Here is a 24,981-nt window from a genome sequence, read left to right as displayed (position 1 = left end):
CATGGCCGTCCTCATCCGTGATGCCGGCCCGGCCGACATCGCTGCGATCACCGCGATCTACGCGGTGGAAGTGACCGATTTCGTCAACACCTACGAGTACGACATCCCGGATGCGGCCGAGATGCTGCGGCGCATGCGCGACATCATCGACCGCGGCTTTCCCTACCTGGTGGCCGAGATCGACGGCCAGGTGGCCGGCTATGCCTACGCCAACACCTACCGCACCCGCGTGGCCTACCAGTGGACCGTGGAGAACTCGGTCTATGTCGATGCCGCGTTCCAGGGCAAGGGCGTGGGTACGCGCCTGCTGCAGGCGCTGATCGATGCCTGCACCGCGCGCGGCTACCGGCAGATGGTGGCGGTGATCGGCGAACCCACCAATACCGCCTCCATCAAGCTGCACGAACGCTTCGGCTTCCACCTGGTGGGCGTGTTCCAGGGCCTGGGCCGCAAGCATGGCCGCTGGTTGGACACCGTGCAGATGCAGCGCGCGCTCGGCGATGGCGCCGACACCGCCCCTTCCAATGAATGATTCCATGACTGAAACCCTTCCCGAAACCGGCGACGACCTGTTCGCCGGACAGCCGGTGCGCGTTGTTGAACGCGACGGCGTGCGCTACACCCTGCTGGGCACCGCCCACGTTTCCCACGCCAGTGTGGAGGCCGTAGAGAAGGCCATCGACAGCGGGCGCTTCGATGCGGTGGCGGTGGAACTGGACCCGCAGCGCCTGCAGGCGCTGAGCGATCCGGACACGCTGGCCAAGCTGGACCTGGTGGAAGTGATCCGCAAGGGCCGCGTGGCCCTGTTCGCGGCCAACCTGGCCCTGTCCGCCTACCAACGCCGCCTGGCCGAGCAGCTGGGCATCGAACCCGGCGCCGAGCTGAAGCGCGCGGTGGACCTGGCGCGCGAGCGCAACCTGCCGGTGCACCTGATCGACCGCGAAGTGGGCCTGACCTTCCGCCGCGCGTCGCAGCGGCTGGGCTTCTTCGGCAAGCTGAAGCTGGTGGCCGGGCTCGGCGCCGGCCTGTTCTCGTCCGAAGAAGTGGGCGAGAACGAGATCGAGAAGCTCAAGCAGGGCGACATGCTGGAATCGAGCTTCGGCGAGTTCGCCAGCGAAAGCCCGGCGCTGTACGAAACCATCATTGGCGAGCGCGACCGCTACATGGCCACCCGCCTGCGCGAGGAACACACCCCGCTGCAGCGCGAGGTGCTGGCCGTGGTCGGCGCCGGCCACCTGGCGGGCCTGGCGCGCTACCTGGAAACCGACAACGAGGCACCGGCAGCGCTGCGCGCCGAACTGGAAGCGGTACCGAAGAAGCGCAACATTCCGTGGTTCACCCTGGCCATCCTGGCCATCGTGGTGACCGGCATCGGCGTGGGCTTCTACCGCGGCGGGCTGGGCGTGGGCACTGAACTGCTGGCGACCTGGGCGATGTACACCGGCGGCCTGGCCGGCCTGGGCTGCCTGCTGGCCGGCAGCCACCCGCTGAGCATCCTGACCGCGATCCTGGTGGCGCCGTTCAAGCCGTTCCGCCTGAGCATTCCCACCGGTGCGTTCTCGGCGCTGGTGGAAGCGCGCCTGCGCAAGCCGGCCTACGAGGACTTCCTGAAGCTGCGCGACGATGCGCAGAGCCTGAAGGGCTGGTACCGCAATCGGGTGACCCGGGTGGTGCTGACCTTCATGCTGACCAACCTGGGCAGCATGCTGGGCCTGTGGCTGACCGCCGGCCGGGTGTGGGGCAAGGTCGCGGGGTGATCCCCCCGCCGGGCATGGCCCGGCGCTACCGCCTTGCGGTGATGGCTAGCGCTGGGCCATGCCCGGCGAAAAAAAGGGGGAGACCGCCCCACTACGACCGGTCTCCACCCACCACTACACACTTTGTTGCCGCCATGGGCGGCAGTCGAGCACGCTCGACGCTACGCGGCGGTGGCCGCGGCTTTGTCGAGGCCGCGGGCGCGGCGGATCAGGCGCACGGCGGCGTTGCGCAGGTCGTCCAGCAGGGCGTAGATCGTCGGCAGGAACAGCAGGCTGACCACGGTGGAGAACGCCAGGCCGCCGGCAATCGCGCGCGCCATCGGGGCGTACTCCGGGCCATCGCCGAACATCTGCGTGTTGGTCAGCGAGATCGGCACCATCGCCAGGATCGCCGTGCCCATGGTCATCATGATCGGGCGCAGGCGTTCGCGTGAGCCTTCCACCAGCGCCTGGGTGCGGCCCATGCCGCCTCGCCGCAGGTTGTTGATGTGCTCGATCATCACGATGCCGTTGTTCACCACCACGCCCATCAGCACCAGGATGCCGATGAAGGACATGATGCCGAACGAGGTGCCGGTGATCCAGAACAGCCAGAACACGCCGAAGATCGAGAACAGCACGCCGCTCATGATCGCGGCGGGGAACAGCAGTGATTCAAACACCGCCGCCATCACCACGTAGATCATCACCAGCGCGATGAGCAGGTTGAACACCATCTGCTGCATGGCTTCATCGTCGTTGCCGTAGTCGCCGCCATCGAAGCTGTAGCCATAACCAGCCGGGAAGTTCATCGGCTTGAGCACCGCCTCGATCGCCTTGCGGCCGTCGGGCGCGGTGATCTTCTCGGCCAGGTTGGCCTTGATGGTGAGCGTGGTCTGGCGGTTGGTGCGGCCGATCTGGGTGGCCGACGAGCCGACGTCCACGCTGACCAGACTCAGCAGCGGCACGCTGCGGCCGTCACCGGTGCGCACGCTGAAGCCGGCCAGGTCTTCCGGGCTGCTCTGTTCGGCGCCGGCGAAACGTACCCACACCGGCACTTCGTTATCGCCCCGGCGGAACTCGCGCATCGGTGCGCCACGCAGGGCCAGGCCGACGAAGCTGGCCACCTGTTCGGCGTTGAAGCCGAAGGCGGCGGCACGTTCGCGGTCGACGTGCACCTTCAGTTCGCCGCCCTTCTCGCCATTGTCGATGCGCACATCGCGCAGCTCCTGGCGCTGGGCCAGCAAGGGCAGCACTTCTTCGCCGATCTCCTGCAGCAGCGTGCTGGAATCGCCTACCAGCTGCACCTGCACGCCCTGGTTGCCACCGCCGCCGCCATCGCCGCCCTGGTTGCCGACGAAGTAGTCGGTGCGCGCGGACTTGGGCAGGCCCTTGCGGATCTCTTCCTGCAGCGCCTTGATGTCCTTGGCGTGCTTCTCGTCCAGGGTGACCACGGTGGAGCTGCCTTCCTGCTCGCTGTACCAGGAATACACCTGCTGCACGTGCAGGCGCTCGCGGTTCTCTTCGATCCACGCCTCCACCCGGCCCACTTCCTCGGACATCTGCCGGTAGGTGTAGGCGCCCTTCCACATGTAACCGATGAAGATGTCCTTGCCGCCTTCGCCGCCGAACATGTCCACCTTGGTCAGCTTCATCGGCACCAGGCTGACCAGCACCACCAGCATGATGCCCAGCAGGCTCCAGCCACGGTGGCGCAGCGACCAGTCCAGCACCTGCGCGTAGCGGCGCTGCAGGCGCGCGATCAGGCCGGTCTGCGAATGCACCAGCTTGGGCGTGGCCATGCGCGCGGACAGCATGGGGATCAGGCTGACCGCCACCAGCCATGACGCCAGCAGCGAGACCGAGATGGTGATCGCGATCTGCGCCATGAAGATGCTGATGTTGTTGGTTTCGCCAAACAGGTTGGGCACGAACACGATGCAGTGGCACAGGGTGCCGGCGCTCAGCGCGATGGCCACGTTGCGGGTGCCGATGATCGAGGCCAGGCGCGGCTGCCCCGGCATGCGCTCGCGTTCCTGGTAGATGCTTTCCACCACCACCACGGCGTTGTCCACCAGCATGCCCACGGCCAGCAACAGCCCCATCATGGTCAGGATGTTCAGGGTGACCCCGGCGAAGTACATGAAGCCCAGGGTGATGGTGAAACAGATCGGAATGGCCAGGGTGACCATCAGCGTGGACGGCCAGTGGCGCAGGAAGAAGAACAGCACGGTGACCGACAGGATCAGGCCGACCGCACCGGCTTCGGCCAGTTCCAGCAGTGACGAGGTGACCGCCTTGCCCTGGTTGTCGATGACCTTGATCTGCACATCACGCATCGATTCCTGGCCGCGGATCGCCTCGACCTCGGCCAGTGCAGCGCGCGAGACTTCCACCAGGTTGGCGCTGCGTTCCTTGAAGATGTCCAGGCCCACCGCCGGGTTGCCGTCCAGGCGCCGCCCGTAGTTCATGCGCGCCGGCTTCAGGCGCACGTCGGCGATGTCGCCCAGGCGCAGCCCTTGCGCGTTGATGACCAGGTCGCGCATTTCCTGCAGGTCGGTGATCTCGCCCACCGGCTGCACGCGCACGCGCTGGCCGTTGTCGTCGATCTGCCCGGCCGAGATCGAGAAGTTCAGCGTGCGCAGGCGCTCGCTCAGCTCGTTGATGCTCAGGCCGTGCGCGTTCAACCGGTTCGGATCGATGGCGATCTCGACCTCGTTCGGCGGCGCGCCGGTGATGTCCACGCGGGCCACGCCGGGAATGCGCTCGATGCGCCGCTTGAACTCGCGGTCGAGCATGTCGTACGCGGTGGTCAGGTCGGTGGTGCTGGCCAGGCGCACCTTCAGCACCGGCTGGTCGCTGCTGGACCACTTGAACACGTTGTAGCGCTGCAGGTCGTCGGGCAGGTCGCTGCGGATGGCATCGATGCGTTCGCGCGCGTCCGAAGCGGCGATGGCGATGTCGCGGTCCCAGTCGCTGAACTCGATGAAGATCGACGCCGCCTCGGCGGTGGCCGACGAGCGCATGCGCTTGATGCCGGTCATGGTGGCCAGGGATTCCTCCACCGGCCGGATGATGGTGCGCTCCACCTCTTCCGGCGTGGAGCCGGTATAGGGAATCTGCACGAACAGGAACGGCGCGGAGATGTCCGGCAGGGCCTCCAGCGGCAGCCGGAACGAGGCGATCAGGCCGACCACCACCAGCGACACGAAACACATGATGGTGGTGACCGGGCGACGGATGGAAAACTCGGCAACGCTCATGCCGGTTCCTCCGCGCCCGCCGCGCTGCCGGAGGCGCCGTGCAGGCCTTCACCGGCGTGCTTGCGGCCGCGTTCGCGGTAATAGGCATCGCCGCGACGGTCCATCAGGTCGTACACCACCGGGATGACCAGCAGGGTGAGCAGGGTGGACACCAGCAGGCCACCGATCACGGTGATGGCCATCGGCGCACGCACTTCGGCGCCCTCGCCCATCGCCACCGCCAGCGGCAGGAAGCCGAACAGGGTGCACAGGGTGGTCATGATGATCGGCCGCAGGCGCGAGCGTGCACCTTCCACCAGCGCTTCGTGCTTGGCCACACCGGCTTCGCGCAGCTGGTTCACCTTGTCGATCAGGATGATCGCGTTCTTGGTGACCAGGCCGACCAGCAGGATCAGGCCGATGAACACCACCACTGAAATGGGCTTGCCGGTCAGCATCAGGGCCAGGATTGCGCCGACCAATGCCAGCGGAATGGTGAACAGGATGACGAACGGGTGCAGCAGCGATTCGAACTGCGAGGCCATCACCAGGTAGACCAGGAAGATGGCCAGGCCGAAGGCGAAGATCAGCGACTTGGCCGCCTGCGCCAGCTCCTCGCCCTGCCCGCCGATATGCAGGCCCACGCCCGCACCCAGCGGCTGTTCGGCCACCATCTGCTGCACTTCGCGCATGGCCGCGCCCAGGTCGATGTCGCGCAGGTTGGCCGACACCACCGCCACCCGCGTCTGGTCGGCGCGGTGGATCTCGCTGGGGCCACTGGTGGCAATGACGTCGGCCACCGCATCCAGGGTGACCGGGCGGGTGCTGCCCGGATTGACGATCAGGCGGCGGATGCTGTCCACGCTGGCGCGGTCGCCTTCCTGGGCACGCACCAGCACGTCGATCTTGCGGTCGCGGAAGCTGTAGCGCGTGGCCACGTCGCCGCGCACCTTCTTCACCACCACATCGGCGATCTGCCGCGTGGTCAGGCCCAGCGCACCGGCGCGTTCCTGGTCGAAGCGGATCTGGATTTCCGGGAAGCCTTCTTCCACGGTGGATTTGACGTCGGCGTAGTGCGCGTTGCCGCGCAGCAGCGCCGCCAGGCGTTGGCCGGCCACTTCCAGGGTGGCCATGTCCTGCCCGCGCAGTTCGATTTCCAGCGGCGTGGAGAAGCTGAACAATGCCGGCCGCGCGAAGTCGACCTGCGCACCGGGGTGCTGGCCCATGCTGTCGCGCAGGCGCTCGGTGATGTCCGCCTCGGTCTTCGCATTGCCGCCGCCGGCCATTACCACCGTCAGCTTGCCGATGTTTTCCCCGCTTTCGGTGGGGCTGGCATCGAGCCGGGTACCGCTGCCGCTGACGCCGTACAGCGAAGCCACGCCCTGGCTCTGGCCATGCGCCAGCTGCAGTTCGCGCACCAGCGCATCGGTCTGTTTCAGCGGCGTGCCCGCAGGCAGCTTCACCGTCATCTCGAAGCGGTCCTGGGCCAGCTGCGGAATCAGGTCGGCGCCCAGCATCGGCACCATGGCCAGGGTGCCGACGAAGGCCAGCGTGGCCAGGCCCAGCACCTTGCCCGGATGGGCCAGTGCATTCGGCAGCAGGCGCAGGTAGCCGCGCTCGGCGCCGGCATACGGCTTCATGGCGATGTCGCTGGCCTTGCGCATGACCGGCCCGACCACGGCCACGATGCCGCGCCACAGGCGCACCACCAGCCACGCCAGGGCGAAGAAACTCCAGCGCACGCTGGCCACGAAGCCCCGGCGGCCCAGCGCGACCGGCTTCTGCCAGCGGCTGTCCGGACGCCATGCTTCGGCGCCGGGTTCTTCCGGGAACGCCAGCGGCGGACGGCCCTTCAGCGAGCTGAGCATCGGGATCAGGGTCATCGACACCAGCAGCGAAATGGCGATGGCGATGGCCACGGTCGGCGCCTGGTCGCGGAACAGCTGGCCAGCGATGCCATCAACGAACACCAGCGGCAGGAACACCGCGATGGTGGTCAGGGTGGACGCCACCACGGCCATGCTGACTTCGCGGGTGCCGACGATGGCCGCCTGCAGGATGCCCAGGCCGCGCTCACGCGCCTTGGCAATGCTTTCCAGCACCACGATCGAGTCGTCCACCACCAGCCCGGTGGCCAGCGCCAGACCGCCCAGCGACATCACGTTCAAGCTCAGGCCCAGCTGGCCCATGAAGAAGAACGTGGCGATGATCGACACCGGCAGCGACAGGCTGATGACGAAGGTGGACCAGCCATCGCGCAGGAACAGGAAGATGATGAGGATGGCCAGCAGGCCGCCGATCACCGCATCCTTTTTCACATCGGCAATGGCGTGCTCGATGAAGCGCGACTGGTCCTCGATGGTGGTCAGTTCGGCATCGGACGGGAAGGTGCTTTTGATCTGTTCCAGGCGCGTGCGCAGCGCCTGCGCGGTGGCAACGGTGTTCGCATCGCCTTCCTTGTAGATGGCCAGCTCCACCGATTCCTTGCCGCCCAGGCGGATGATCGCTTCGCGTTCCTTGTAGCCCTGGCGCACGCTAGCGACATCTTTCAGACGCACCGGCACGCCGTTGGCGACCACGCTGGAGCTGCCCGATGAGGCGCTCTGCGCCGCCGACGCCGCGGCAACCGCGGCGGCCGAACCGGTGGACGCAGCGATGGTGAACATCTGCTGCAGGGCCGAATCGGCCGCGCTGCCGTTGGACGACTGGGTGGTGACCAGCAGGTTGCGGATCTCTTCCAGATCGGCGAACTGGTTGACGGTGCGCACCAGGAAGCGCTGCGAGCCCTCCTCCAGGCGGCCGCCGGAGATGTTGATGTTCTCTTCCTTCAACCGCTTGATGACGGTGTCGATGGGCAGGTTGAGCTGGGCCAGCTTCTGCTGGTCGATGTCGACCTGGATCTCATCTTCCAGACCGCCGCCCACCTTCACCGCGGCCACGCCGGTCACCGGTTCCAGCTTCTTCTTCAGGTCTTCATCGGCGTAGCGGCGCAGGCCGGTCAGTTCGCGGATCGCGTCTTCATCGCTGGCCGGGGCCGCCTTGGTGGACAGCACCAGGCGCATGATCGGCTCGGTGGACGGGTTGAAGCGCAGCAGCACCGGGGCCTTGGCCTCCAGCGGCAGGTTAAGCGCTTCCATCTTGTCGCGCACTTCCAGGCTGGCCTGGTCCATGTTGGTGCCCCAGGCGAACTCGAGCACCACATCGCTCTGCCCGGTGCGCGAGACCGACTTCAGCTTGCGCAGGTTCTTGACCACGCCCACCGCTTCTTCCACCGGCTGGCTGATCAGGCTTTCGATTTCGGTCGGCGCCGCGCCGGTGTATTCGGTGCGTACGGTGAGCGTGGGATAGCTCAGGTCCGGCAGCAGGTTCACTTTCAGGTTGCCCAGTGCGATCAACCCGAACAGCAGCAGGGTGACCGTGCACATGGCGATGGTGACGCGGCGGCGGGTGGCGAATTCCACCAGGCCGCCGCGCATGCCGGCGGCGGCGCCGTCGCTCGCCGGCGAGGCACCGTGGTCGTGGCCCGGGGCGGTCATTGCTGGCTCCCGGCCTTGTCTGCGGGCTTGGCCGCGGCGGTCACCGTGGCCGGCTTGGCCTTGGCGTTGGGATCGGCGATGACCTGCACGGCGGTACCGTCACGCAGCGCCACCTTGCCCGCGGTCACCACCTGGTCACCGGCGGCCAGGCCTTCGCGGATCTCCACCCACGGGCCTTCGGCATAGCCCAGCTTCACCGGCACGCGGGCGACCTTGCCGGCGCGCACGCGGAACACCGCCGGTTCGCCGTCGTCCAGCAGCGACAGGCGCGGCACCACCAGCGCATCGGCGCGCTGGTCGTAGTCGATGCGGATGCGGCCGAACATGCCCGGCTGCAGTGCATGTGCGGCGCCATCGAAGGCGCTGACCACGCGGAAGGTGCCGCTGCCCGAATCGACCACCGGCGCAATGCGGTCCACCGTACCGGTGAAGCTCTGTCCCGGCAGCGCGTCGGCCGACAGCGTGACCGGCTGTCCTGCGCGCAGGGTGGCCAGCTCGCGCTCGGGCACGTTCAGCGTGGCCTCCAGGCGCGAGTTGTCGACGATGCGGAAGATGGGCGTGTTGATCTGTACGAAATTGCCGGTCTTGATCGAGCGCGAGGCGATGACGCCGGAGATCGGCGCGACCACCGTGGTGTAGGACAGTTCCAGCGTGGCCAGGCGGTACTGGGCGCGCATGTTTTCCAGGTCGTAGCGCAGCTGGTCCACGTCGGCGGCACTGACCATCTGCTGGCCCACCAGCTTCTGTGCGCGCTGGTAGTTGTTCTCCAGCTTGCGCAGCTGCGCTTCGCTCTGCGCCACGGCCAGGCGAGCGCGGTCCGGGTCCAGGCGCACCAGCGGCTGGCCGGCAGTGACCCGCTGGCCCTCTTCCACCAGCACCGCCAGGGCCACGCCGGAGGTCTTGGCCACCACCTGCGATTCGGCGCGCGGTTCCAGCGCGGCCGTGCCGGTGTAGCTGGCGGCCACGGCGCGATGGCTGGCGACGGCCACTTCCACCGGTACCGAATCGACCTTCTTCTCGTCCTTGGTTTCAGCCTTGGCCTCGGCGTTGGGCCCGGCGGCGCAACCGCTCAGCAGCAGGGAGGTGGTGAGCAGCAGCGCGGCCGCACAGGTGGTGCTGCGACGGCCTGGCAGGAAGATGGAGTACGACATCGTCGGGTCCCTGGAAGATGCGTGGACGGGGGTGTGGACAGGTGTGCTACCAAAGTAATGCACCACTTCACGGCCACACCATATCCCAAAGGTCATGGTGCCTTCACGCCGCTGGTCGGACCGCCCCCATTTCAGCTAGATGAAACCTGCGGCTATACTCGGGACCGTTCCGTACCCCACGCCGGAACGACCAGACCCGAATCCCGGAAACGACATCATGCGCCCGCAGCCGCTCGCCGCTTGTCTCGCTCTGGCCGTCCTCCTGCCCCTTGGGGCCGCCGCACAGCCCGCTCCTGCTTCTGCACCTGCCACACCCGCACCGGCCCCGGCACCTGCCGCCACGCCGGCGCCTGCCGCACCCAGCGGCAACTTCGACAATGGCCGGGTACTGGCCTATACCTGCCAGGGGTGCCATGGCATCACGGGGTACAAGAACGCCTACCCCAGTTACCGGGTGCCCAAGATCGGTGGCCAGAGCCAGCAGTACCTGACCCAGGCCCTGACCGAATACCGCCAGGGCAAGCGCCGGCATCCGACCATGCAGGCGCAGTCGATGAGCTTCAGCGAACAGGAGATCGCCGATCTCGCTGTTTACCTGTCCACCGTCAAGTAAGGCCCGCCCATGTCGAAAGCCGCGCATCCCGTGCGTCACGCCATCGCCCTGTCCGTCGCCCTGCTGCTGGCCGCCTGTTCGCAGTCGCAGGTGGAAAACAGCGAGAAATCCGCCGCCGATCCCGGCCATGCCAGTGGCGAGCACGGTTCGTCATCGTCGGCCGGCCTGCCGGCCGGGCGCGAAGCCGCCGGCGAAGCCCGCGCCAAGGTGAAGGGCAAGGCCACCAACCAGAGCTGCATCGATTGCCATGGCGCCGACGGCAATGCGCCGATCGACCCGACCTACCCGAAGCTGGGGGGCCAGTACGGCGATTACCTGGCCCATGCGCTGCAGGCCTACCGCGCCGGCGACCGCGAACATGCGCTGATGACGCCGCAGGCCAAGGACCTGAGCGACCAGGACATTGCGGATCTGGCGGCGTACTTCGGCAGCCGGCCGAGCCAGCTGCGGGATCTTCACGGGGTGAAATGACCCCCGCGGACCGTTGATGGGTGGGTGCGGACCTTGGTCCGCACACATTGCGCCGTCCGCCTTCCGGTAGCGCCGGGCCATGCCCGGCGGATCACCCAATGCGCCGCGCTGCGCGCTCGCGGGGCATCGCCCCGCGCTACCGCATACCGTCCGCCTTCCGGTAGCGCCGGGCCATGCCCGGCGGATCACCCGATGCGCCGCGCTACGCGCTCGCGGGGCATGGCCCCGCGCTACCGCATGCCGCGCGATCAGCCTTCCAGCTCTTCCCAGCGCGCGTACGCGGCGTCCAGTTCGGACTGCACCTTGGCCAGCTGCTGGGTATGCGCGGTCACTTCGGCGCTGCTGCGGGTGTAGAACGAGGGGTCGTTCATCGCCGCCGTCAGGCCTTCCACGTCGCCTTCCAGCTTCTCGATGGTCTTGGGCAGCTGCTCCAGTTCGCGCGCTTCCTTGTAGCTGAGCTTGCGCTTGGCTGCGGCCGGTTCGGCGGCGGCCGGTGCCGCTGCGGCGGCCGGCGCCAGCTTGGCCACCACCGGCGCCACCGGGCTGCTGATGCTGGCCGCGTAGCGCTGCCAGTCGCTGTAACCGCCCACGTACTCGCCGATCACGCCGTCGCCTTCCATCACCAGCGTGGAGGTCACCACGTTGTCGATGAAGTCACGGTCGTGGCTGACCAGCAGCAGGGTGCCGGTGTATTCGCCCAGCAGCTCTTCCAGCAGCTCCAGGGTTTCCACGTCCAGGTCGTTGGTCGGTTCGTCCATCACCAGCAGGTTGGACGGCTGCGCGAACAGCTTGGCCAGCAGCAGGCGGTTGCGCTCGCCACCGGACAGGCGGGTGATCGGCGCGCGCGCACGCTCGGGGGTGAACATGAAGTCCTGCAGGTACGCATGCACATGCTTGCGCTTGCCGTTGAACTCGAGGAAATCACGGCCTTCGGCCACGTTCTCGATCGCGCTCCAGTCTTCGCGCAGCACCGCACGGTACTGGTCGAAGTAGGCGATCTGCAGATTCGTACCCGCGTTCACTTCGCCCTTGGCCGGCTGCAGCTCGCCCAGCAGCAGCTTCAGCAGCGTGGTCTTGCCGCTGCCGTTGGGACCGATCAGGCCGATGCGGTCGCCGCGCAGGATGGTGGTGGTGAAGTCGCGGACCATGGTGCGCTCGCCGAAGGCGAACGAAATGTCCTTGACGTCGATGACCTTCTTGCCGGAGCTGACGCCCTGCGCCGCTTCCATCTTGACGTTGCCGCTGAGGTCGCGGCGCTGCGAACGCTCGGTGCGCATCGCCTTCAAGCGGCGCACGCGGCCCTCGTCGCGGGTGCGGCGGGCCTTGATGCCCTGGCGGATCCAGACTTCTTCCTGCGCCAGCAGCTTGTCGAAGCGGGCGTTTTCCTGCGCCTGCGCGTTCAGGCGCTCTTCGCGGCGGCGCTCGTAGTTGGCCCAGTCGCCCGGCCAGCTGGTGACCTGGCCACGGTCGATCTCGACGATGCGGGTGGCCAGCGCGCGCAGGAAGCGGCGGTCATGGGTGACGAACACCACGCTGCCGCTCCAGCCCTTCAGGAAGGCTTCCAGCCAGTCGATGGCTTCGATGTCCAGGTGGTTGGTCGGTTCGTCCAGCAGCAGCACGTCCGGGCTGGATACCAGCGCGCGCGCCAGCAGCACGCGGCGCTTCATGCCGCCGGACAGGCGGCCGAATTCGGCCTCGCCGTCCAGGTCGAGCTTGGTCAGGGTTTCGCTGACGCGCTGGTCCAGGCCCCAGCCGTTGGCGGCGTCGATCTTGGCCTGCACGTTGCCCAGCGCTTCGCCGTCGAATTCCTCGGCATGGCTGAGGTGGTGGAACTCGGCCAGCCACTGGCCCAGTTCGCCCAGGCCGTCGGCCACGACGTCGAACACCGAACCGGCGGCGCCGTGCGGCACTTCCTGTTCCAGGCGGGTGACGCGCACGCCCTGCTGCACGCGCACTTCGCCGTCATCGGGCTTGTGGTCGCCGGACAGCAGCTTGAGCAGGGTGGATTTGCCGGCGCCGTTGCGGCCGATCAGGGCGATGCGTTCGCCCGGCTCGATCGACAGTTCGGCCTTTTCCAGCAACAACGGGCCGCCGACGCTGAAGTCGACGTTCTGCAGAGTAATCAGAGGCATCCCTATAGTGTAAGGGTTGGGGAGGTCAGCCGGAATCTCGGCGGGTAGAGTCGACGGGTAGAGTCGACTGTCAGTCGACTGCTCTCTGACGCCCGCGCTGCCCGCGATAGTCGACCAACGGTCGACTCTACCGCCCCGGCGCCGGCAGCGTCCGGCGCCCGGTCGGGGCGGGGCTCAGCGTGCAGCCTTGATCTTTCTGACCTCAGGGGTCAAGGCAAAGCAGTCGTCGAATGGTTCCCCCTCCAGCGCCCAGTACTCGATCAGGGCGTGGTGCTCGTGACGATCCTGACGCAGCGCGGCGAGTACGGCGGCAATGCTGCGATCATCCGGCCTGGCACCCGCGCCAAGCAGATCATTGCTTACATCCAGGGCCAGGGTCATCAGCGCATGCCTGACGTCAGGGGGATAGCCGCTGTCGTGATATGCCGCTATGTACCGGTCCAGCCAGGCGTCGGTCCGATACGGGTCGGGCAGTTCGTAGGCCCAGTCCTGGCTATGGCTGTCAGCAGGTGGCAGGCCCAGGTCGCGGCTGAGTTTCTCTATCGCTCGCATGATCCGTTCGGGTTGCCAACACGCGGTGGCAGGGTTGCATCCCCCAGCAACGCCTGCAACCCCGGCAGCCAGCGCTTGCCGGGATGGCGTACCAGCCACAGCGTGCGCTGCAGGGCCGGCAGCGGGGTGGCCAGCACCTGCAGGCGGCCCAGGGCCAGAGGCTCTTCCACCGCGTGGCGCGACAGGCACGCCACGCCCAGCCCGGCGATGGCGGCCTGCTTGATCGCTTCGGTGTTGCCCAGCTGCAGGGTCTGCGCAAAGCCGTGCAGGTGCGGCAACAGGGCCTGTTCAACGGCCTCTCGGGTGCCGGAGCCCGGTTCGCGCAGCAGCCAGCGGGCAGCACGCAGCGCGGCCAGCGACCAGCGCGCCGGGGCGTCGGCGGCGGCCACGATCACCAGCGGGTCCTGCTGCCAGGGGGTGACCTGCAGACCGCGTTCGTGGCACGGGCCTTCGATCAGCCCGGCATCCACGTCCAGCCGCTGCACTGCGGCCACCACCCCGGCGCTGTTGTCGATGCGCAGGTCGACTTCGGCCTGCGGGGCCTGCCGCAGCAATGCCGCGATGCGCGCCGGCAGCAGGTAGTTGCCGATGGTGGTGCTGGCCGCCAGCACCAGGCGCAACGGCGCGCCCTGCCCCGGCGTGCCGCCCGCCGCCAGGTGGCGCTCCAGATCGGCGGCGTTGACCAGCAGGGCCCGGGCCGGTTCCAGCAAGGCGCGGCCGTGCCCGTTCAGCACCAGGCGGCGGCCGATGCGGTCGAACAACGGCGTGCCGAAGTGGGCTTCCAGCTCCTGCAGGGCCGCGCTGCTGGCCGATTGCGACAGGGCAATGGCCTGCCCGGCCGCCGTGGTGCTGCCGTGGTCGGCAACAGCAACGAAGACCTGCAGCTGGCGAAGGGTCAGGCGCATGGATCTACCTGCTTTATGGGTACGTTTCACCCATACTATTCGTTTTACAGGTAATCAGCGCGGGCGCAGGCTGGGCCCACCTTCTCAGTGCCCACCCACCATGAACGCCCCTGCCCTGTCTCCCTGGTCCCTGCCCGCCCTGCGCCAACGCTGGCAGCCACGCCTGCCCGGCCTGCTGCTGGTCGGCCTGGTGGCGGCACTGTCGATGTACCTGGCCGAGCTGCCCTGGCTGCAGGCACACGGGCTGAGTGCACTGACCGTGGCCATCGTCGCCGGCATCGTGGTCGGCAACACGTTCTACCCGCAGCTGGCGCCCCGCAGCGGAACCGGCGTCGGCTTTTCCAAGCACTGGCTGCTGCGCGCCGGCATCGTGCTGTACGGCCTTCGCCTGACCTTCCAGGATATCGGCCAGGTGGGCGTGGCGGGCGTGCTGATGGATGCGCTGGTGGTGGCCAGCACCTTCGGCCTGGCCTGCTGGCTGGGCGTGCGCGTGTTCAGGATGGAGCGCGAGGCGGCAATGCTGATCGGCGCCGGCAGCGCGATCTGCGGCGCGGCAGCGGTGATGGCCGCCGAGCCGGTGGTGCGTGGTCGGCCCGCGCAGGTCACCGTGGCGGTATCGACCGTGGTGGTGTTCGGCACGCTGGCAATGTTCCTGTACCCGGCGCTGTTTGCGCTGGCGCAGTCGCACGGTTGGCTGGCCATGGACGCACGCCAGTACGGGCTGTTCACCGGCGCCACTGTGCACGAGGTGGCGCAGGTGGTGGCCGCGGGGCGCGCGGTAAGTGAAGCAGCCGCCGATACTGCCGTCATCACCAAGATGGTGCGGGTGATGCTGCTGGCACCGTTCCTGGTCGCGCTGTCGCTGTGGCTGGCGCGCGGCGGCAAGGCCGCCGGTGAAAGTACGGCCCCGCGCATCGTGGTGCCGTGGTTTGCGTTCGGGTTCGTGGCGGTGGCCGGATTCAACTCGCTGCACCTGCTGCCGGCGGGCCTGCAGGCCGCGCTGGTGCAACTGGATACGGTGCTGCTGGCGATGGCGATGGCCGCGCTGGGCCTGACCACTCACGTCTCGGCGCTGCGCCAGGCTGGGCTGAAGCCGCTGCTGCTGGCCCTGATTCTGTTTGTCTGGCTGCTGCTGGGTGGCCTGGCGATCCACCAGGGTGTGCTGGCGGTCCTGGGCTGAGGGGAGTGCCGACCAACGGTCGGCACCCGCCAGTGGATGGCGGCTCCCATTGGGGGTCAGAGCCCTTTCCTGCGGAAAGGGATCCGACCCCGCCCATCAGGCGGGCGCTGCCGCGCAGACAGGTACAATGCGCCATGACTGACTTCTCGACCCTGCCGCTGAGCCCGGCCCTGCAGCCCGGCCTGGACGCCCTCGGCTACACCACGCTTACGCCCATCCAGGCGCAGAGCCTGCCCGCCATTCTGGACCGCCGCGATGTGATCGCGCAGGCACCGACCGGCAGCGGCAAGACCGCGGCCTTCGGCCTGGGCCTGCTGCAGGCCATCGATCCCAGCCTGATCCGCGTGCAGGCGCTGGTGCTGTGCCCGACCCGCGAACTGGCCGACCAGGTCGGCAAGCAGATCCGCAAGCTGGCCACCGGCATTCCCAACCTGAAACTGCTGACGCTGGTCGGCGGTGTGCCGCTGGGCCCGCAGCTGGCCTCGCTGGAAGGCCACGACCCGCACGTGGTGGTGGGCACGCCCGGCCGCGTGCAGGAACTGGCCCGCAAGCGTGCACTGAATCTGGGCGCGGTGCGCACGCTGGTGCTGGACGAAGCCGACCGCATGCTGGACATGGGTTTTGAAGAGCCGATCCGCGAGATCGCCGGCCGCACCCACAAGGACCGCCAGAGCCTGCTGTTCTCGGCCACCTTCCCCGACAGCATCCGCGCCATCGCCCGCGACCTGCTGCGCGATGCGGTGGAAGTCACCGTGGAAGGCGCCGACCAGGCCCCGGCCATCCGCCACCTGTTCTGCGAAGTGGAACCGGCGCACCGGCAGAAGGCGCTGGCCGGCCTGCTGCTGAAGTACACGCCGGAATCGGCGGTGGTGTTCTGCAACACCCGCAAGGACGTGGACGAAGTGGCCAACTCGCTGCAGCAGTTCGGCTTCTCTGCACTTGCCCTGCATGGCGACATGGAACAGCGCGACCGCGAGGAAGTGCTGCTGCGCCTGGCCAACCGCAGTTGCAACGTGCTGGTGGCCAGCGACGTGGCCGCACGTGGCCTGGACGTGGAAGAACTGGCGGCGGTGATCAACTACGAACTGCCGACCGACGTGGAGAGCTACCAGCACCGCGTGGGCCGTACCGGCCGTGCCGGTGCCAGCGGCCTGGCGATCAGCCTGGTGGCGGGCCGTGAAAAGCACCGCGCCGAGGCGATCGAAGCACAGATGGGTCAGCCACTGGATTGGCAGAAGACCCCGTTGGCGACCTCGCGCCCGGCCGAACTGCCGCAGGCGGCCATGCGCACGCTGCGCATCGATGGCGGCAAGACCGACAAGCTGCGCCCGGGTGACATCCTCGGTGCACTGACCGGCGATGCCGGGCTGTCGGGCAAGTACATCGGCAAGATCGCGATCTTCCCCACCCGTTCGTACGTGGCGATTGCCCGCGAACAGGTGAACAAGGCCGTGGCGAAGCTGGAAGCCGGCAAGATCAAGGGCCGCCGGTTCCGCGTGCGGATGATGTGATCGGGTAGGCGCCAACCGGCGCCCACCAAAGCGAAGCACCGCGATCTGGTAGTCGCCAACCTTGGTTGGCGCTCCACAGGTCGCGCGAACAGCAGTGCCAACCAAGGTTGGCACCTACCACAGCAGATCACCGCGATCTGGTGATCGCCGACCGGTGTCAACCAGAGCAGATCGCCACGATCTGGTAGTCGCCAACCTTGGTTGGCGCTCCGTAGGACGCGCGAACAGCAGTGCCAACCAAGGTTGGCACCTACCACAGCAGATCACCGTGATCTGGTGATCGCTAGCCGGTGCCAACCAGAGCAAATCGCCGCAATCTGGTAGTCGCCAACCTTGGTTGGCGCTCCACAGGTCGCGCGAACAGCAGTGCCAACCAAGGTTGGCACCTACCAAAGCCTACCGGCTCAGGCTCCCCGCTCAGAACACCAGTTCGGTGTGCAGCGGCAGATCCGCTTCCCAGCGGGCGCGACCGCCCAGGCCGTCCAGTTCCACCAGCACGCCGGCGCCAACCACGTCCACGCCCAGGCGGCGCACCAGCGACAGCGCAGCCACCAGGGTGCCGCCGGTGGCCAGCACGTCATCGATGATGGCCACGCGCGCACCGGCCTGCAGCGCATCGGCGTGCACTTCAATGCAGTCGCTGCGGTACTCCAGCGTGTATTCCTCGCGCAGCACCTTGCCCGGCAGCTTGCCCGGCTTGCGCACCGGCACGAAACCCACGCCCAGCTCCAGCGCCATGGCCGCGCCCAGGATGAAACCACGCGACTCGATGCCGACCACCGCATCCAGCTTCTGGTCGCGCCAACGGTCGGCCATGGCGGTGATCGCGCCGCGGAAGTCTTCGCCGTGCGCAAGCAGCGGCATGATGTCCTTGAACAGGATACCGGGCTTGGGGAAATCAGCGATATCGCGCAGGCGCGAAGCCCAGGCGGGGACGGCCACGGTGGCGTCGGTCATTGCAGCTACCAGCTTGTATGGCGGCATAGGGTAACCGGTTCGCCTGAACGCTGCCCGTTCCCGGCACTGGCGCGCCGCAATGTTCCATTGGTGACCCGCCCAAGCTCACGCCAAAATCGCACACACGTGCGATAATCGCCCTAACCGGCCATTCACTCCGCCTGCGCCATAAGCAGGTCACTGCCTGCCCGCCCGCTGGACGGCCCGCAGCCAGGGATGCCGAACGGTCCCCGCCACGCCTGGCGCGCGCGGGCCTTCCCCACGGCCGTGGGGTTTTTCGATACGAGGTTCATGCAACGTGGACGAGACGACGAAAGTTCCGGCTCTGTGCCGGGTGCTGCTGGTCCTGCTCGGCATTCTGGTGGCACTGTTCGGCCTGGCTCTGCTGGTCGGTGGTGTGCGCCTGGCCCAGCTGGGAGGCAGTTGGTATTTCCTGCTGATGGGTCTGGCATCGGCATTGGCCGGTGCCCTGCTGCTGGCACGCCGCCCGGCCGGTGCGCTGCTGTACGGCGCCGCCTTCGTGGCCACCCTGGCATGGGCGCTGGTCGATGCCGGCTGGAATTTCTGGCCGCTGGTTTCGCGCCTTGTGATGCCAGCCGTGCTGGCCCTGCTGGTGGCGCTGGCCTGGCCGCTGCTGCGGCGCAGCCGTGGCGCGACGGCGGGCCGCGGCGCCTACGGCGTTGCAGCCGTGCTGCTGGTGGGCCTGCTGGCCACTGCCGTTTCGGCCTTCCAGCCGCGCCCGGTGGTGTCGGCCGCAGGCGATGTGCCGCCGGTGGTGCCGGTGGCCAAGGGCAGCGAGCAGCGTGACTGGATGCATTGGGGCAACACCACCGCTGGCACCCGCTTTGCCGCGCTGGACCAGATCACCCCGGACAACGTGCAGCAACTGCAGGTAGCGTGGACCGCGCGCACCGGCGATGTGCCGGAAAGCAACGGCTTCGGTGCCGAAGACCAGAACACCCCGCTGCAGATCGGCGACACCCTGTACCTGTGCACCCCGCACAACCAGGTAATCGCCATCGACGCCGATTCGGGCACGCAGCGCTGGGCGTTCGATCCCAAGGCCACTGCGCCGAACTGGCAGCGCTGCCGCGGCCTGGGCTACTTCGACAGCAGCACCGCCGTCGCCGCGCCCGCCGCTACGGTCGAGCCGTCGGCACCGGCCCCCAGCGTCGCCGCAGCCGCAGGCACGCCGGCGATCTGCGAAAAGCGCATCCTGATGACCTCCATCGATGCCCGCCTGTTCGCTCTGGATGCGAAGACCGGCGCGCTGTGCCCGGACTTCGGCAGCAACGGCGTGGTCGATCTGAAGGTGGGCATGGGCGAGATCAAGCCCGGTTTCTACACCCTGACCGCCGCGCCGCTGGTGGCCGGTGACCTGATCGTGGTGGGCGGCCGCGTGGCCGACAACATTGAAGTGGGCGAACCGTCCGGCGTGGTGCGTGCGTACAACGTGCGTACCGGTGCGCTGGCCTGGGTCTGGGATCTTTCCAAGGAAACCCCGGACGTACCGCTGGATCCGTCGATCCACTACACCCGCGCCACGCCGAACGTGTGGACGTCGATGGCCTACGATCCGCAGCTGGGCCTGGTCTACCTGCCCACCGGCAATACCACGCCGGACCAATGGGCAGGCGAGCGCACCCCGCAGGATGACAAGTACAGCTCGGCCGTGGTCGCGCTGGACGTGGCCACCGGCAAGGAGCGCTGGGTCTACCAGACCGTGCGCCATGACTTGTGGGATTATGACCTGCCCGCGCAGCCGACCCTGACCGATGTGCCCGACGGCAAGGGCGGCACCCTGCCGGCCCTGCTGCAGATCACCAAGGCCGGCCAGATCTTCATGCTGAACCGGCAGACCGGCCAGCCGATCACCGAAGTGCGCGAGATTCCCGCACCGCAGGGCAATGCCCAGGGCGAACGCTACGCCGCCACCCAGCCGCTGTCGGTGGGCCTGCCGCAGATCGGCGCGCAGACGCTGACCGAATCGGACATGTGGGGCGCCACGCCGATCGACCAGATGCTGTGCCGCATCCAGTTCAAGCAGTTCCGCTACGACGGCATGTACACCCCGCCGGGCGAAGACCTGGCCCTGCAGTGGCCCGGCTCGCTGGGCGGCATGAACTGGGGCAGCGCCTCGGTCGATCCGACCACCGGCTATCTGTTCGTGAACGATATGCGCCTGGGCCTGTGGACCAAGCTGATTCCGCGTGCGCAGATGACCAGCGGCGATGGTGGCGTGGAAATGGGTGCCGCCTCGCAGACCGGTACGCCGTATGGCTCGCTGCGCGACCGCTTCCTGTCCAAGCTGGGCATTCCGTGCCAGCAGCCGCCGTTCGGCACGATGTCGGCCATCAACCTGGCCACGCACAAGCTGGTCTGGCAGGTGCCGGTGGGCACGGTGCAGGACACCGGCCCGATGGGCATCAAGATGCACCTGCCCATTCCGATCGGCATGCCGACGCTGGGCGGTTCGCTGGCCACGCAGTCGGGCCTGCTGTTCTTCGCCGGCACCCAGGATTATTACCTGCGCGCCTACGACAGCCGCAGCGGCAAGGAAGTCTGGAAGGCACGCATGCCGGTGGGCAGCCAGGGCACGCCGATGACCTATGTCTCGCCGAAGACCGGCCGCCAGTACGTGGTGATTTCCGCCGGTGGCGCGCGCCAGTCGCCGGACCGCGGCGATTACGTGATCGCCTACGCGTTGCCGCAGAGCAAGTGAACCGTGCCCACGCCGTGGCCGATCGTGGCCACGGCGTGCGGGTACCGATCCTGCTGCCCAGCGCTTACCATGCAGGGCTTACGTAGATGAAACCGGTTGCCATGCCCGCTGTTCCTCCCAGCCGTCGCCCCAAGCGTTCCCCGGCCCCGCCACAGGAGCGCGGGCTGGCCCATGAGTTGATGCAGCAGATCCAGGACAACCAGGGCGATCCGGATTTCATGACCTCGCTCGGCCGCGGTCTGGCCGTGCTGAGCGTGTTCTCGCAGCACCCGCGCGAAGTGACCATGTCACAGATCAGCAGCGACACCGGCATCTCGCGTGCGGCGGTGCGCCGCGTGCTGTACACGTTGGAAAAGCTGGGCTACGTGGGTGAACAGGGCCGCGGTTATGTGCTGTTGCCGCGCGTGCTGGGCCTGGGTGGCGCCTACGTGGCGTCCTCGTCGATGACCGCCGCTGCACAGCCGGTGCTGGATGCGCTGCGCGACGACGTGCACGAGTCGTGCTCGCTGGGCGTGCTCGATGGCGACGACATTCTCTACATCGCGCGTGCCGAGACCGTGCGCATCATGTCCATCGGCCTGCGTGCCGGCAGCCGCCTGCCGGCCTACTGCACTTCGATGGGCCGGGTGCTGCTGGCGGCCCTGCCGCGCGACACACTGGAAGGTTACCTGGACCGCACGCCGCTGCGCCCGCGCACCGAGCGCACCGTGACCCGCATGGAAGATTTCCTGGAAACGCTGGAAAAGGTGCGTCGCGAAGGTGTTTCGCTGGTGGACCAGGAGCTGGAGATCGGCCTGCGCTCGATTGCCGTGCCGGTGCGTTCGCGCAGCGGCGAGGTGGTGGCCGCGTTGAACATCGGCACCCAGGCCGGCCGTGTGAGTCTGGGCGTGATGCAGTCACAACTGCTGCCGCGCCTGCGCGAGGCCGCGCAGCAGCTGGGCGCGCTGCTGCATTGATGCTTGTTCGCCGGGGCCGGATCCCTTTGCAACGCAAAGGGCTCCGACCCTGACTTCTGAGCGTTGGGGTCAGAGCCCTTTCCTGCGGAAAGGGATCCGACCCCGATCTCAGTCGGCGGCCTGCTCTTCCAGGATCGGCTTGGCCAGTGCAAAGGCATGGTTGGCCGCCGGCACGCCGCAGTAGATCGCGGCCTGCAGCAGCACTTCCTTGATCTCTTCCGGCGTTACGCCATTGTTGCGCGCGGCACGGATGTGCAGCTTGAACTCTTCGTCATGGCCGAGCGCCACCATCATCACGATGGTCAGCAGCGAGCGCGTGTGGCGCGGCAGACCCTCGCGGGTCCACACCGTGCCCCACGCCGTGCGGGTGATGAATTCCTGGAATTCAGTGGTGAAGTCCGTGCGCGCCTGCAGCGAGCGTTCCACATGGGCTTGGCCCAGTACCTGGCGGCGTACCGCCAAGCCGGCTTCGTAGCGTTCCTGTTCGTCCATCGTCGTCTACCTGTGCAGTGTGTCAGTGCGTGGCCTGCGCAAGATGCGCTGCCAGTACATCGGTGAAGGCCTGCGGCGATTCCAGGTTGCAGATGTGCCGGCCCGGCACCTGCGCATACGCGCCGTGCGCCGCGCCCTGGGCAATGGCCTGCAGATCGGCGGGCACGCAGACCGGGTCGTCATCGCCGGCGATGGCCAGCAAGGGCACCTGGATGCGCGCAAGCGCGCCGTGGAAGTCGGCGGTGCCCACCGCATTGCAGCAGCCCACATAGCCCTCGACCGCCGTGGCCAGGAAGCGCTGCAGGATGTCTTCCACCAGGCTGGCATGGGTCTGCGCGAAGCCGGCGGTAAACCAGCGCTCGCGCGTGCCATCCACCAGCGGCAGCAGGCCATCGTGCTGCACCTGTGCCATGCGTGCCTGCCAGCTTTCGGCGGTGCCGATCTTCGCTGCGGTGGCGGCCACGGTGAGTGTGCGCAGGCGGTTGCCGGCATGCACGCCCAGCCACTGCCCGGTCAGCCCGCCGATCGACAGGCCGCAGAAGTGGCTGCGCTCGATGCCCAGGTGGTCCCACAGCGCCAGCACGTCGGCGCCCAGGTCGGACACGCGGTACACGCCCGGGGGCGCACTGGACTGGCCATGGCCGCGACGGTCATAGCGCAGGATGCGGTACTGCGATGACAGCGCCTGCACCTGCGGCGCCCACATCTCCAGGTCGGTGCCCAGCGAATTGCAGAACGTCAGCCAGGGGCCGTCTTCACGGCCCTCGGTCTGGAAGTGCAGGCGATGCTGCGGAAGCTCGAGAAACGGCATGCTGGCTCCAGCGAAGTGCGGGGGATCAGGCGCGCGCAAGCACGCGGTCGATCCAGGTATCGGCCATGCCGCGCCAACTGTCGGCGGCGAACAAGGCATCGAGTTGTTCAGCGGAAAGCTGCGCGGTGACCTCGGGCATCTGCGCCAGTACCGCACGCAGGTGCTGCGATTGGCCCAGCGCGCGCTGCGCGGCCTGTTCCACCAGCGCATGCGCGGCGGCCTTGCCGATGCGCTCGCCCAGCGTGACCGCTACGGCTTCGGCGTAGAGCAGGCCGCCATGGCTGTCCAGGTGCCGCAGCATGCGCGCGCGATCCAGCTGCAGGCCCTGCACCACCACGGTGACCTGGGCCAGGCTGCCGGCACACAGGCGCACGATCTCCGGCACGGTTTCCCATTCGGCATGCCACTGCCCGGCCGCACGTTCGTGCGGTTGCGGCATGGCGCTGTACAGCGTGGACAGCAGGCCCGGCACACGGGTGGCGGCGGCAATGGCAGCCACGCAGCCTACCGGGTTGCGCTTGTGTGGCATGGCCGACGATCCGCCCTTGCCCTCGCCTGCCGGCTCGAACGCCTCGGCCACTTCGGACTGCATCAGCAGCACGATGTCGGTGGCGATCTTCCCCAGGCTGCCGGTCAGCAATGCGAACGCGCTGCCCAGCTCGGCCACGCGGTCACGCGCGGTGTGCCAAGGCAGTGCCGGCACCGGCAACTGCAGTTCCTCGCCCAGCGCCTGGGCGACGTCCAGGCCGCGCTGCTGCAACGACGCCAGGGTGCCTGCGGCACCACCGAACTGCAGCACCAGTGTGTCGTCTCCCAGGTCCTGCAGGCGGCGCAGGCTGCGCTGCAGCGCATCCAGCCAGCCGGCGGCCTTCAGGCCGAAGGTGACCGGTACCGCCTGCTGCAGCAGCGTGCGGCCCGGCAGTCCGGTATCGCGCTCGGCGTCGGCCAGCCGCGCCAGCGCCGTGCACAGCGTCTGCAGGCGCGTCAGCACGTGCTCGCGCGCAGCGCGCAACTGCAACACTGCACCGGTGTCGATGATGTCCTGGCTGGTGGCGCCCCAGTGCACCCAGCGCGCCGCCTCGGCGTCGTTCGCCTTGACCCGCGCGGTCAGTGCCTTGACCAGCGGGATGGCCGGGTTGCCGGCCAGCGCAGTCGCCGCCGACAGCGCACTGACATCGTAGTGGGCCGCGCTGCATGCCGCTTCGATCGGCGCCACCGCGGCCTGCGGAATCACCCCGCAGCGCGCCTGCGCGCGCGCCAGCGCAGCTTCCACATCCAGCATGCCCTGCAGGCGCGCGACATCGGTGAACGCCGCGTCCACGGCAGGCTCACCGAACAGGCCGCCAAGCAGCGAAGGAGTCTGGTTCATCAAAGAAGATCCTGCCGGGGTTGCCCCAGCTTACCCGCGCCGGCGGTGACCGGCGTGGGCAAGCGACCGCCCGGGCGTTCAGTAGGCAAAGAACACGGTTTCATCGGGGCCCTGCATGCGCACGTCCCAGTGGTACACGCCCTGGCCCTGGGCCTGCGCGATCAGGGTGTGGCGGCGCTCGGCCGGCACCAGCGCCAGGATCGCATCGTCGCCAGTGCTGGCTTCGTCACTGAAGTAGATGCGCCCGCGCGTGGCCTGCAGCAGGCCGCGCATGAAGACAAGCACCACCAGGTGCGGCGCCTGCGCCTCACCGCGCAGACCCGGCACGCGGCCCGGCTTGACCGTGGTGAAGGCAAAGCGGCCCTGGTCGTCGGTCGGCACGCGGCCCCAGCCATCGAAGCTGGGATCGTGGTCATCGCGGCGCGGGTCTTCGGCGTGCGCATAGATGCCCTGCGCGTCGGCCTGCCAGATTTCCAGCACGGCATCGGACACCGGCACACCGTTGCCGTCGAACACCTGGCCCTGCACCTGCACGCGCTCGCCCTGCGCCTGGGCCGGCGCGATCTCGACGCGGTACAGCGGTTCGAGCCCCAAACGGTAGTACGGGCCAACGGTCTGCCACGGAGTGGATTGGAAGCTCATGGT

Annotated in this window: 19 protein-coding genes; 8 read left to right on the top strand and 11 right to left on the bottom strand. The window is 68.1% G+C overall.

The genetic code is table 11. From position 1 onward, the window contains the following. Window position 1 precedes the first annotated feature (1 nt). On the top strand, window positions 2-532 hold the full coding sequence (locus tag AC06FA_RS10480) for an N-acetyltransferase family protein (RefSeq protein ID WP_478068231.1): 531 nt from the start codon (window positions 2-4) through the stop codon (window positions 530-532). A 4-nt stretch (window positions 533-536) separates the two neighbouring features. Continuing rightward, complete coding sequence (locus AC06FA_RS10475) at window positions 537-1,757, top strand: TraB/GumN family protein (RefSeq protein WP_478068230.1); 1,221 nt, start codon at window positions 537-539, stop codon at window positions 1,755-1,757. A gap of 161 nt (window positions 1,758-1,918) precedes the next feature. Here the strand turns inward: AC06FA_RS10475 and AC06FA_RS10470 are convergent, their stop codons facing one another. Genes AC06FA_RS10470 through AC06FA_RS10460 form a run of 3 tightly spaced genes read right to left on the bottom strand, consistent with a single transcriptional unit; the run spans window position 1,919 to window position 9,665 of the window. Further along, window positions 1,919-4,999 carry an efflux RND transporter permease subunit gene (locus AC06FA_RS10470; protein ID WP_478068229.1) on the bottom strand — a complete coding sequence of 1,027 codons (3,081 nt, stop codon included), beginning with the start codon at window positions 4,997-4,999 and terminating at the stop codon, window positions 1,919-1,921. Then, entirely contained in the window at window positions 4,996-8,514 is a 3,519-nt protein-coding gene (locus AC06FA_RS10465) for an efflux RND transporter permease subunit (protein ID WP_478068228.1), read from the bottom strand. The genes AC06FA_RS10470 and AC06FA_RS10465 overlap by 4 nt, the downstream gene beginning before the upstream one ends. Further along, window positions 8,511-9,665 (bottom strand): efflux RND transporter periplasmic adaptor subunit, encoded by a 1,155-nt coding sequence (locus tag AC06FA_RS10460; RefSeq protein ID WP_478068227.1) that lies wholly within the window; start codon window positions 9,663-9,665, stop codon window positions 8,511-8,513. Before AC06FA_RS10460 ends, AC06FA_RS10465 begins: the two co-directional genes overlap by 4 nt. A 217-nt stretch (window positions 9,666-9,882) precedes the next feature. Between AC06FA_RS10460 and AC06FA_RS10455 the strand changes: the two genes are divergently transcribed. Then, window positions 9,883-10,278, top strand: coding sequence for a c-type cytochrome (locus tag AC06FA_RS10455; protein ID WP_108752863.1), 396 nt, complete (start codon window positions 9,883-9,885; stop codon window positions 10,276-10,278). 9 nt (window positions 10,279-10,287) lie between these two features. Continuing rightward, on the top strand, window positions 10,288-10,749 hold the full coding sequence (locus AC06FA_RS10450; protein WP_108749379.1) for a c-type cytochrome: 462 nt from the start codon (window positions 10,288-10,290) through the stop codon (window positions 10,747-10,749). 248 nt (window positions 10,750-10,997) lie between these two features. On the opposite strand, the gene AC06FA_RS10445 is transcribed toward AC06FA_RS10450, so the two are convergent. The 3 genes from AC06FA_RS10445 to AC06FA_RS10435 form a co-directional block, all read right to left on the bottom strand. Continuing rightward, window positions 10,998-12,881 (bottom strand): ATP-binding cassette domain-containing protein, encoded by a 1,884-nt coding sequence (locus AC06FA_RS10445; RefSeq protein ID WP_478068226.1) that lies wholly within the window; start codon window positions 12,879-12,881, stop codon window positions 10,998-11,000. Window positions 12,882-13,055: 174 nt separating this feature from the next. Continuing rightward, on the bottom strand, window positions 13,056-13,433 hold the full coding sequence (locus tag AC06FA_RS10440; protein WP_478068225.1) for a hypothetical protein: 378 nt from the start codon (window positions 13,431-13,433) through the stop codon (window positions 13,056-13,058). Then, window positions 13,421-14,338, bottom strand: coding sequence for a LysR family transcriptional regulator (locus tag AC06FA_RS10435; protein WP_478068224.1), 918 nt, complete (start codon window positions 14,336-14,338; stop codon window positions 13,421-13,423). The genes AC06FA_RS10440 and AC06FA_RS10435 overlap by 13 nt, the downstream gene beginning before the upstream one ends. A gap of 100 nt (window positions 14,339-14,438) precedes the next feature. Here AC06FA_RS10435 and AC06FA_RS10430 point away from each other — a divergent pair, with 100 nt between their 5' ends. Continuing rightward, entirely contained in the window at window positions 14,439-15,518 is a 1,080-nt protein-coding gene (locus AC06FA_RS10430; protein WP_478068223.1) for a YeiH family protein, read from the top strand. 134 nt (window positions 15,519-15,652) lie between these two features. Then, the gene (gene dbpA / locus AC06FA_RS10425; RefSeq protein WP_478068222.1) at window positions 15,653-17,029 is read left to right on the top strand and encodes an ATP-dependent RNA helicase DbpA; all 1,377 of its coding nucleotides are present in this window, start codon (window positions 15,653-15,655) and stop codon (window positions 17,027-17,029) included. Window positions 17,030-17,446: 417 nt separating this feature from the next. On the opposite strand, the gene AC06FA_RS10420 is transcribed toward dbpA, so the two are convergent. Beyond that, the gene (locus AC06FA_RS10420; protein ID WP_478068221.1) at window positions 17,447-17,986 is read right to left on the bottom strand and encodes an adenine phosphoribosyltransferase; all 540 of its coding nucleotides are present in this window, start codon (window positions 17,984-17,986) and stop codon (window positions 17,447-17,449) included. A gap of 298 nt (window positions 17,987-18,284) precedes the next feature. On the opposite strand from AC06FA_RS10420, the gene AC06FA_RS10415 reads away from it, so the two are divergent. Beyond that, on the top strand, window positions 18,285-20,708 hold the full coding sequence (locus AC06FA_RS10415; RefSeq protein WP_478068220.1) for a membrane-bound PQQ-dependent dehydrogenase, glucose/quinate/shikimate family: 2,424 nt from the start codon (window positions 18,285-18,287) through the stop codon (window positions 20,706-20,708). Between the two features lie 101 nt (window positions 20,709-20,809). Next, window positions 20,810-21,664 carry an IclR family transcriptional regulator domain-containing protein gene (locus AC06FA_RS10410; protein WP_478068219.1) on the top strand — a complete coding sequence of 285 codons (855 nt, stop codon included), beginning with the start codon at window positions 20,810-20,812 and terminating at the stop codon, window positions 21,662-21,664. A 108-nt stretch (window positions 21,665-21,772) separates the two neighbouring features. Here AC06FA_RS10410 and pcaC read toward each other — a convergent pair whose 3' ends face one another. The 4 genes from pcaC to pcaG all read right to left on the bottom strand — a co-directional run bounded on the left by pcaC (window position 21,773) and on the right by pcaG (window position 24,978). Continuing rightward, the gene (gene pcaC, locus AC06FA_RS10405) at window positions 21,773-22,156 is read right to left on the bottom strand and encodes a 4-carboxymuconolactone decarboxylase (RefSeq protein WP_478068218.1); all 384 of its coding nucleotides are present in this window, start codon (window positions 22,154-22,156) and stop codon (window positions 21,773-21,775) included. 22 nt (window positions 22,157-22,178) lie between these two features. Next, window positions 22,179-22,967 carry a 3-oxoadipate enol-lactonase gene (pcaD, locus tag AC06FA_RS10400; protein ID WP_478068217.1) on the bottom strand — a complete coding sequence of 263 codons (789 nt, stop codon included), beginning with the start codon at window positions 22,965-22,967 and terminating at the stop codon, window positions 22,179-22,181. 25 nt (window positions 22,968-22,992) lie between these two features. Beyond that, window positions 22,993-24,336 (bottom strand): 3-carboxy-cis,cis-muconate cycloisomerase, encoded by a 1,344-nt coding sequence (locus tag AC06FA_RS10395; RefSeq protein WP_478068216.1) that lies wholly within the window; start codon window positions 24,334-24,336, stop codon window positions 22,993-22,995. Window positions 24,337-24,414: 78 nt separating this feature from the next. Then, on the bottom strand, window positions 24,415-24,978 hold the full coding sequence (pcaG, locus tag AC06FA_RS10390) for a protocatechuate 3,4-dioxygenase subunit alpha (protein ID WP_478068215.1): 564 nt from the start codon (window positions 24,976-24,978) through the stop codon (window positions 24,415-24,417). Window positions 24,979-24,981 lie beyond the last annotated feature (3 nt).

This window comes from Stenotrophomonas sp. Steno-C17 (genome assembly GCF_056393165.1).
This window is presented reverse-complemented; position numbering and strand designations above follow the sequence as displayed.

Excerpts from the sequence above, each read along its gene's own strand:
- AC06FA_RS10480 (WP_478068231.1), top strand. The coding sequence starts at position 2 with ATGGCCGTCCTCATCCGTGATGCCGGCCCGGCCGACATCGCTGCGATC.
- AC06FA_RS10475 (WP_478068230.1), top strand. The coding sequence starts at position 537 with ATGACTGAAACCCTTCCCGAAACCGGCGACGACCTGTTCGCCGGACAG.
- AC06FA_RS10470 (WP_478068229.1), bottom strand. The coding sequence starts at position 4,999 with ATGAGCGTTGCCGAGTTTTCCATCCGTCGCCCGGTCACCACCATCATG.
- AC06FA_RS10465 (WP_478068228.1), bottom strand. The coding sequence starts at position 8,514 with ATGACCGCCCCGGGCCACGACCACGGTGCCTCGCCGGCGAGCGACGGC.
- AC06FA_RS10460 (WP_478068227.1), bottom strand. The coding sequence starts at position 9,665 with ATGTCGTACTCCATCTTCCTGCCAGGCCGTCGCAGCACCACCTGTGCG.
- AC06FA_RS10455 (WP_108752863.1), top strand. The coding sequence starts at position 9,883 with ATGCGCCCGCAGCCGCTCGCCGCTTGTCTCGCTCTGGCCGTCCTCCTG.
- AC06FA_RS10450 (WP_108749379.1), top strand. The coding sequence starts at position 10,288 with ATGTCGAAAGCCGCGCATCCCGTGCGTCACGCCATCGCCCTGTCCGTC.
- AC06FA_RS10445 (WP_478068226.1), bottom strand. The coding sequence starts at position 12,881 with ATGCCTCTGATTACTCTGCAGAACGTCGACTTCAGCGTCGGCGGCCCG.
- AC06FA_RS10440 (WP_478068225.1), bottom strand. The coding sequence starts at position 13,433 with ATGCGAGCGATAGAGAAACTCAGCCGCGACCTGGGCCTGCCACCTGCT.
- AC06FA_RS10435 (WP_478068224.1), bottom strand. The coding sequence starts at position 14,338 with ATGCGCCTGACCCTTCGCCAGCTGCAGGTCTTCGTTGCTGTTGCCGAC.
- AC06FA_RS10430 (WP_478068223.1), top strand. The coding sequence starts at position 14,439 with ATGAACGCCCCTGCCCTGTCTCCCTGGTCCCTGCCCGCCCTGCGCCAA.
- dbpA (WP_478068222.1), top strand. The coding sequence starts at position 15,653 with ATGACTGACTTCTCGACCCTGCCGCTGAGCCCGGCCCTGCAGCCCGGC.
- AC06FA_RS10420 (WP_478068221.1), bottom strand. The coding sequence starts at position 17,986 with ATGACCGACGCCACCGTGGCCGTCCCCGCCTGGGCTTCGCGCCTGCGC.
- AC06FA_RS10410 (WP_478068219.1), top strand. The coding sequence starts at position 20,810 with ATGCCCGCTGTTCCTCCCAGCCGTCGCCCCAAGCGTTCCCCGGCCCCG.
- pcaC (WP_478068218.1), bottom strand. The coding sequence starts at position 22,156 with ATGGACGAACAGGAACGCTACGAAGCCGGCTTGGCGGTACGCCGCCAG.
- pcaD (WP_478068217.1), bottom strand. The coding sequence starts at position 22,967 with ATGCCGTTTCTCGAGCTTCCGCAGCATCGCCTGCACTTCCAGACCGAG.
- AC06FA_RS10395 (WP_478068216.1), bottom strand. The coding sequence starts at position 24,336 with ATGAACCAGACTCCTTCGCTGCTTGGCGGCCTGTTCGGTGAGCCTGCC.
- pcaG (WP_478068215.1), bottom strand. The coding sequence starts at position 24,978 with ATGAGCTTCCAATCCACTCCGTGGCAGACCGTTGGCCCGTACTACCGT.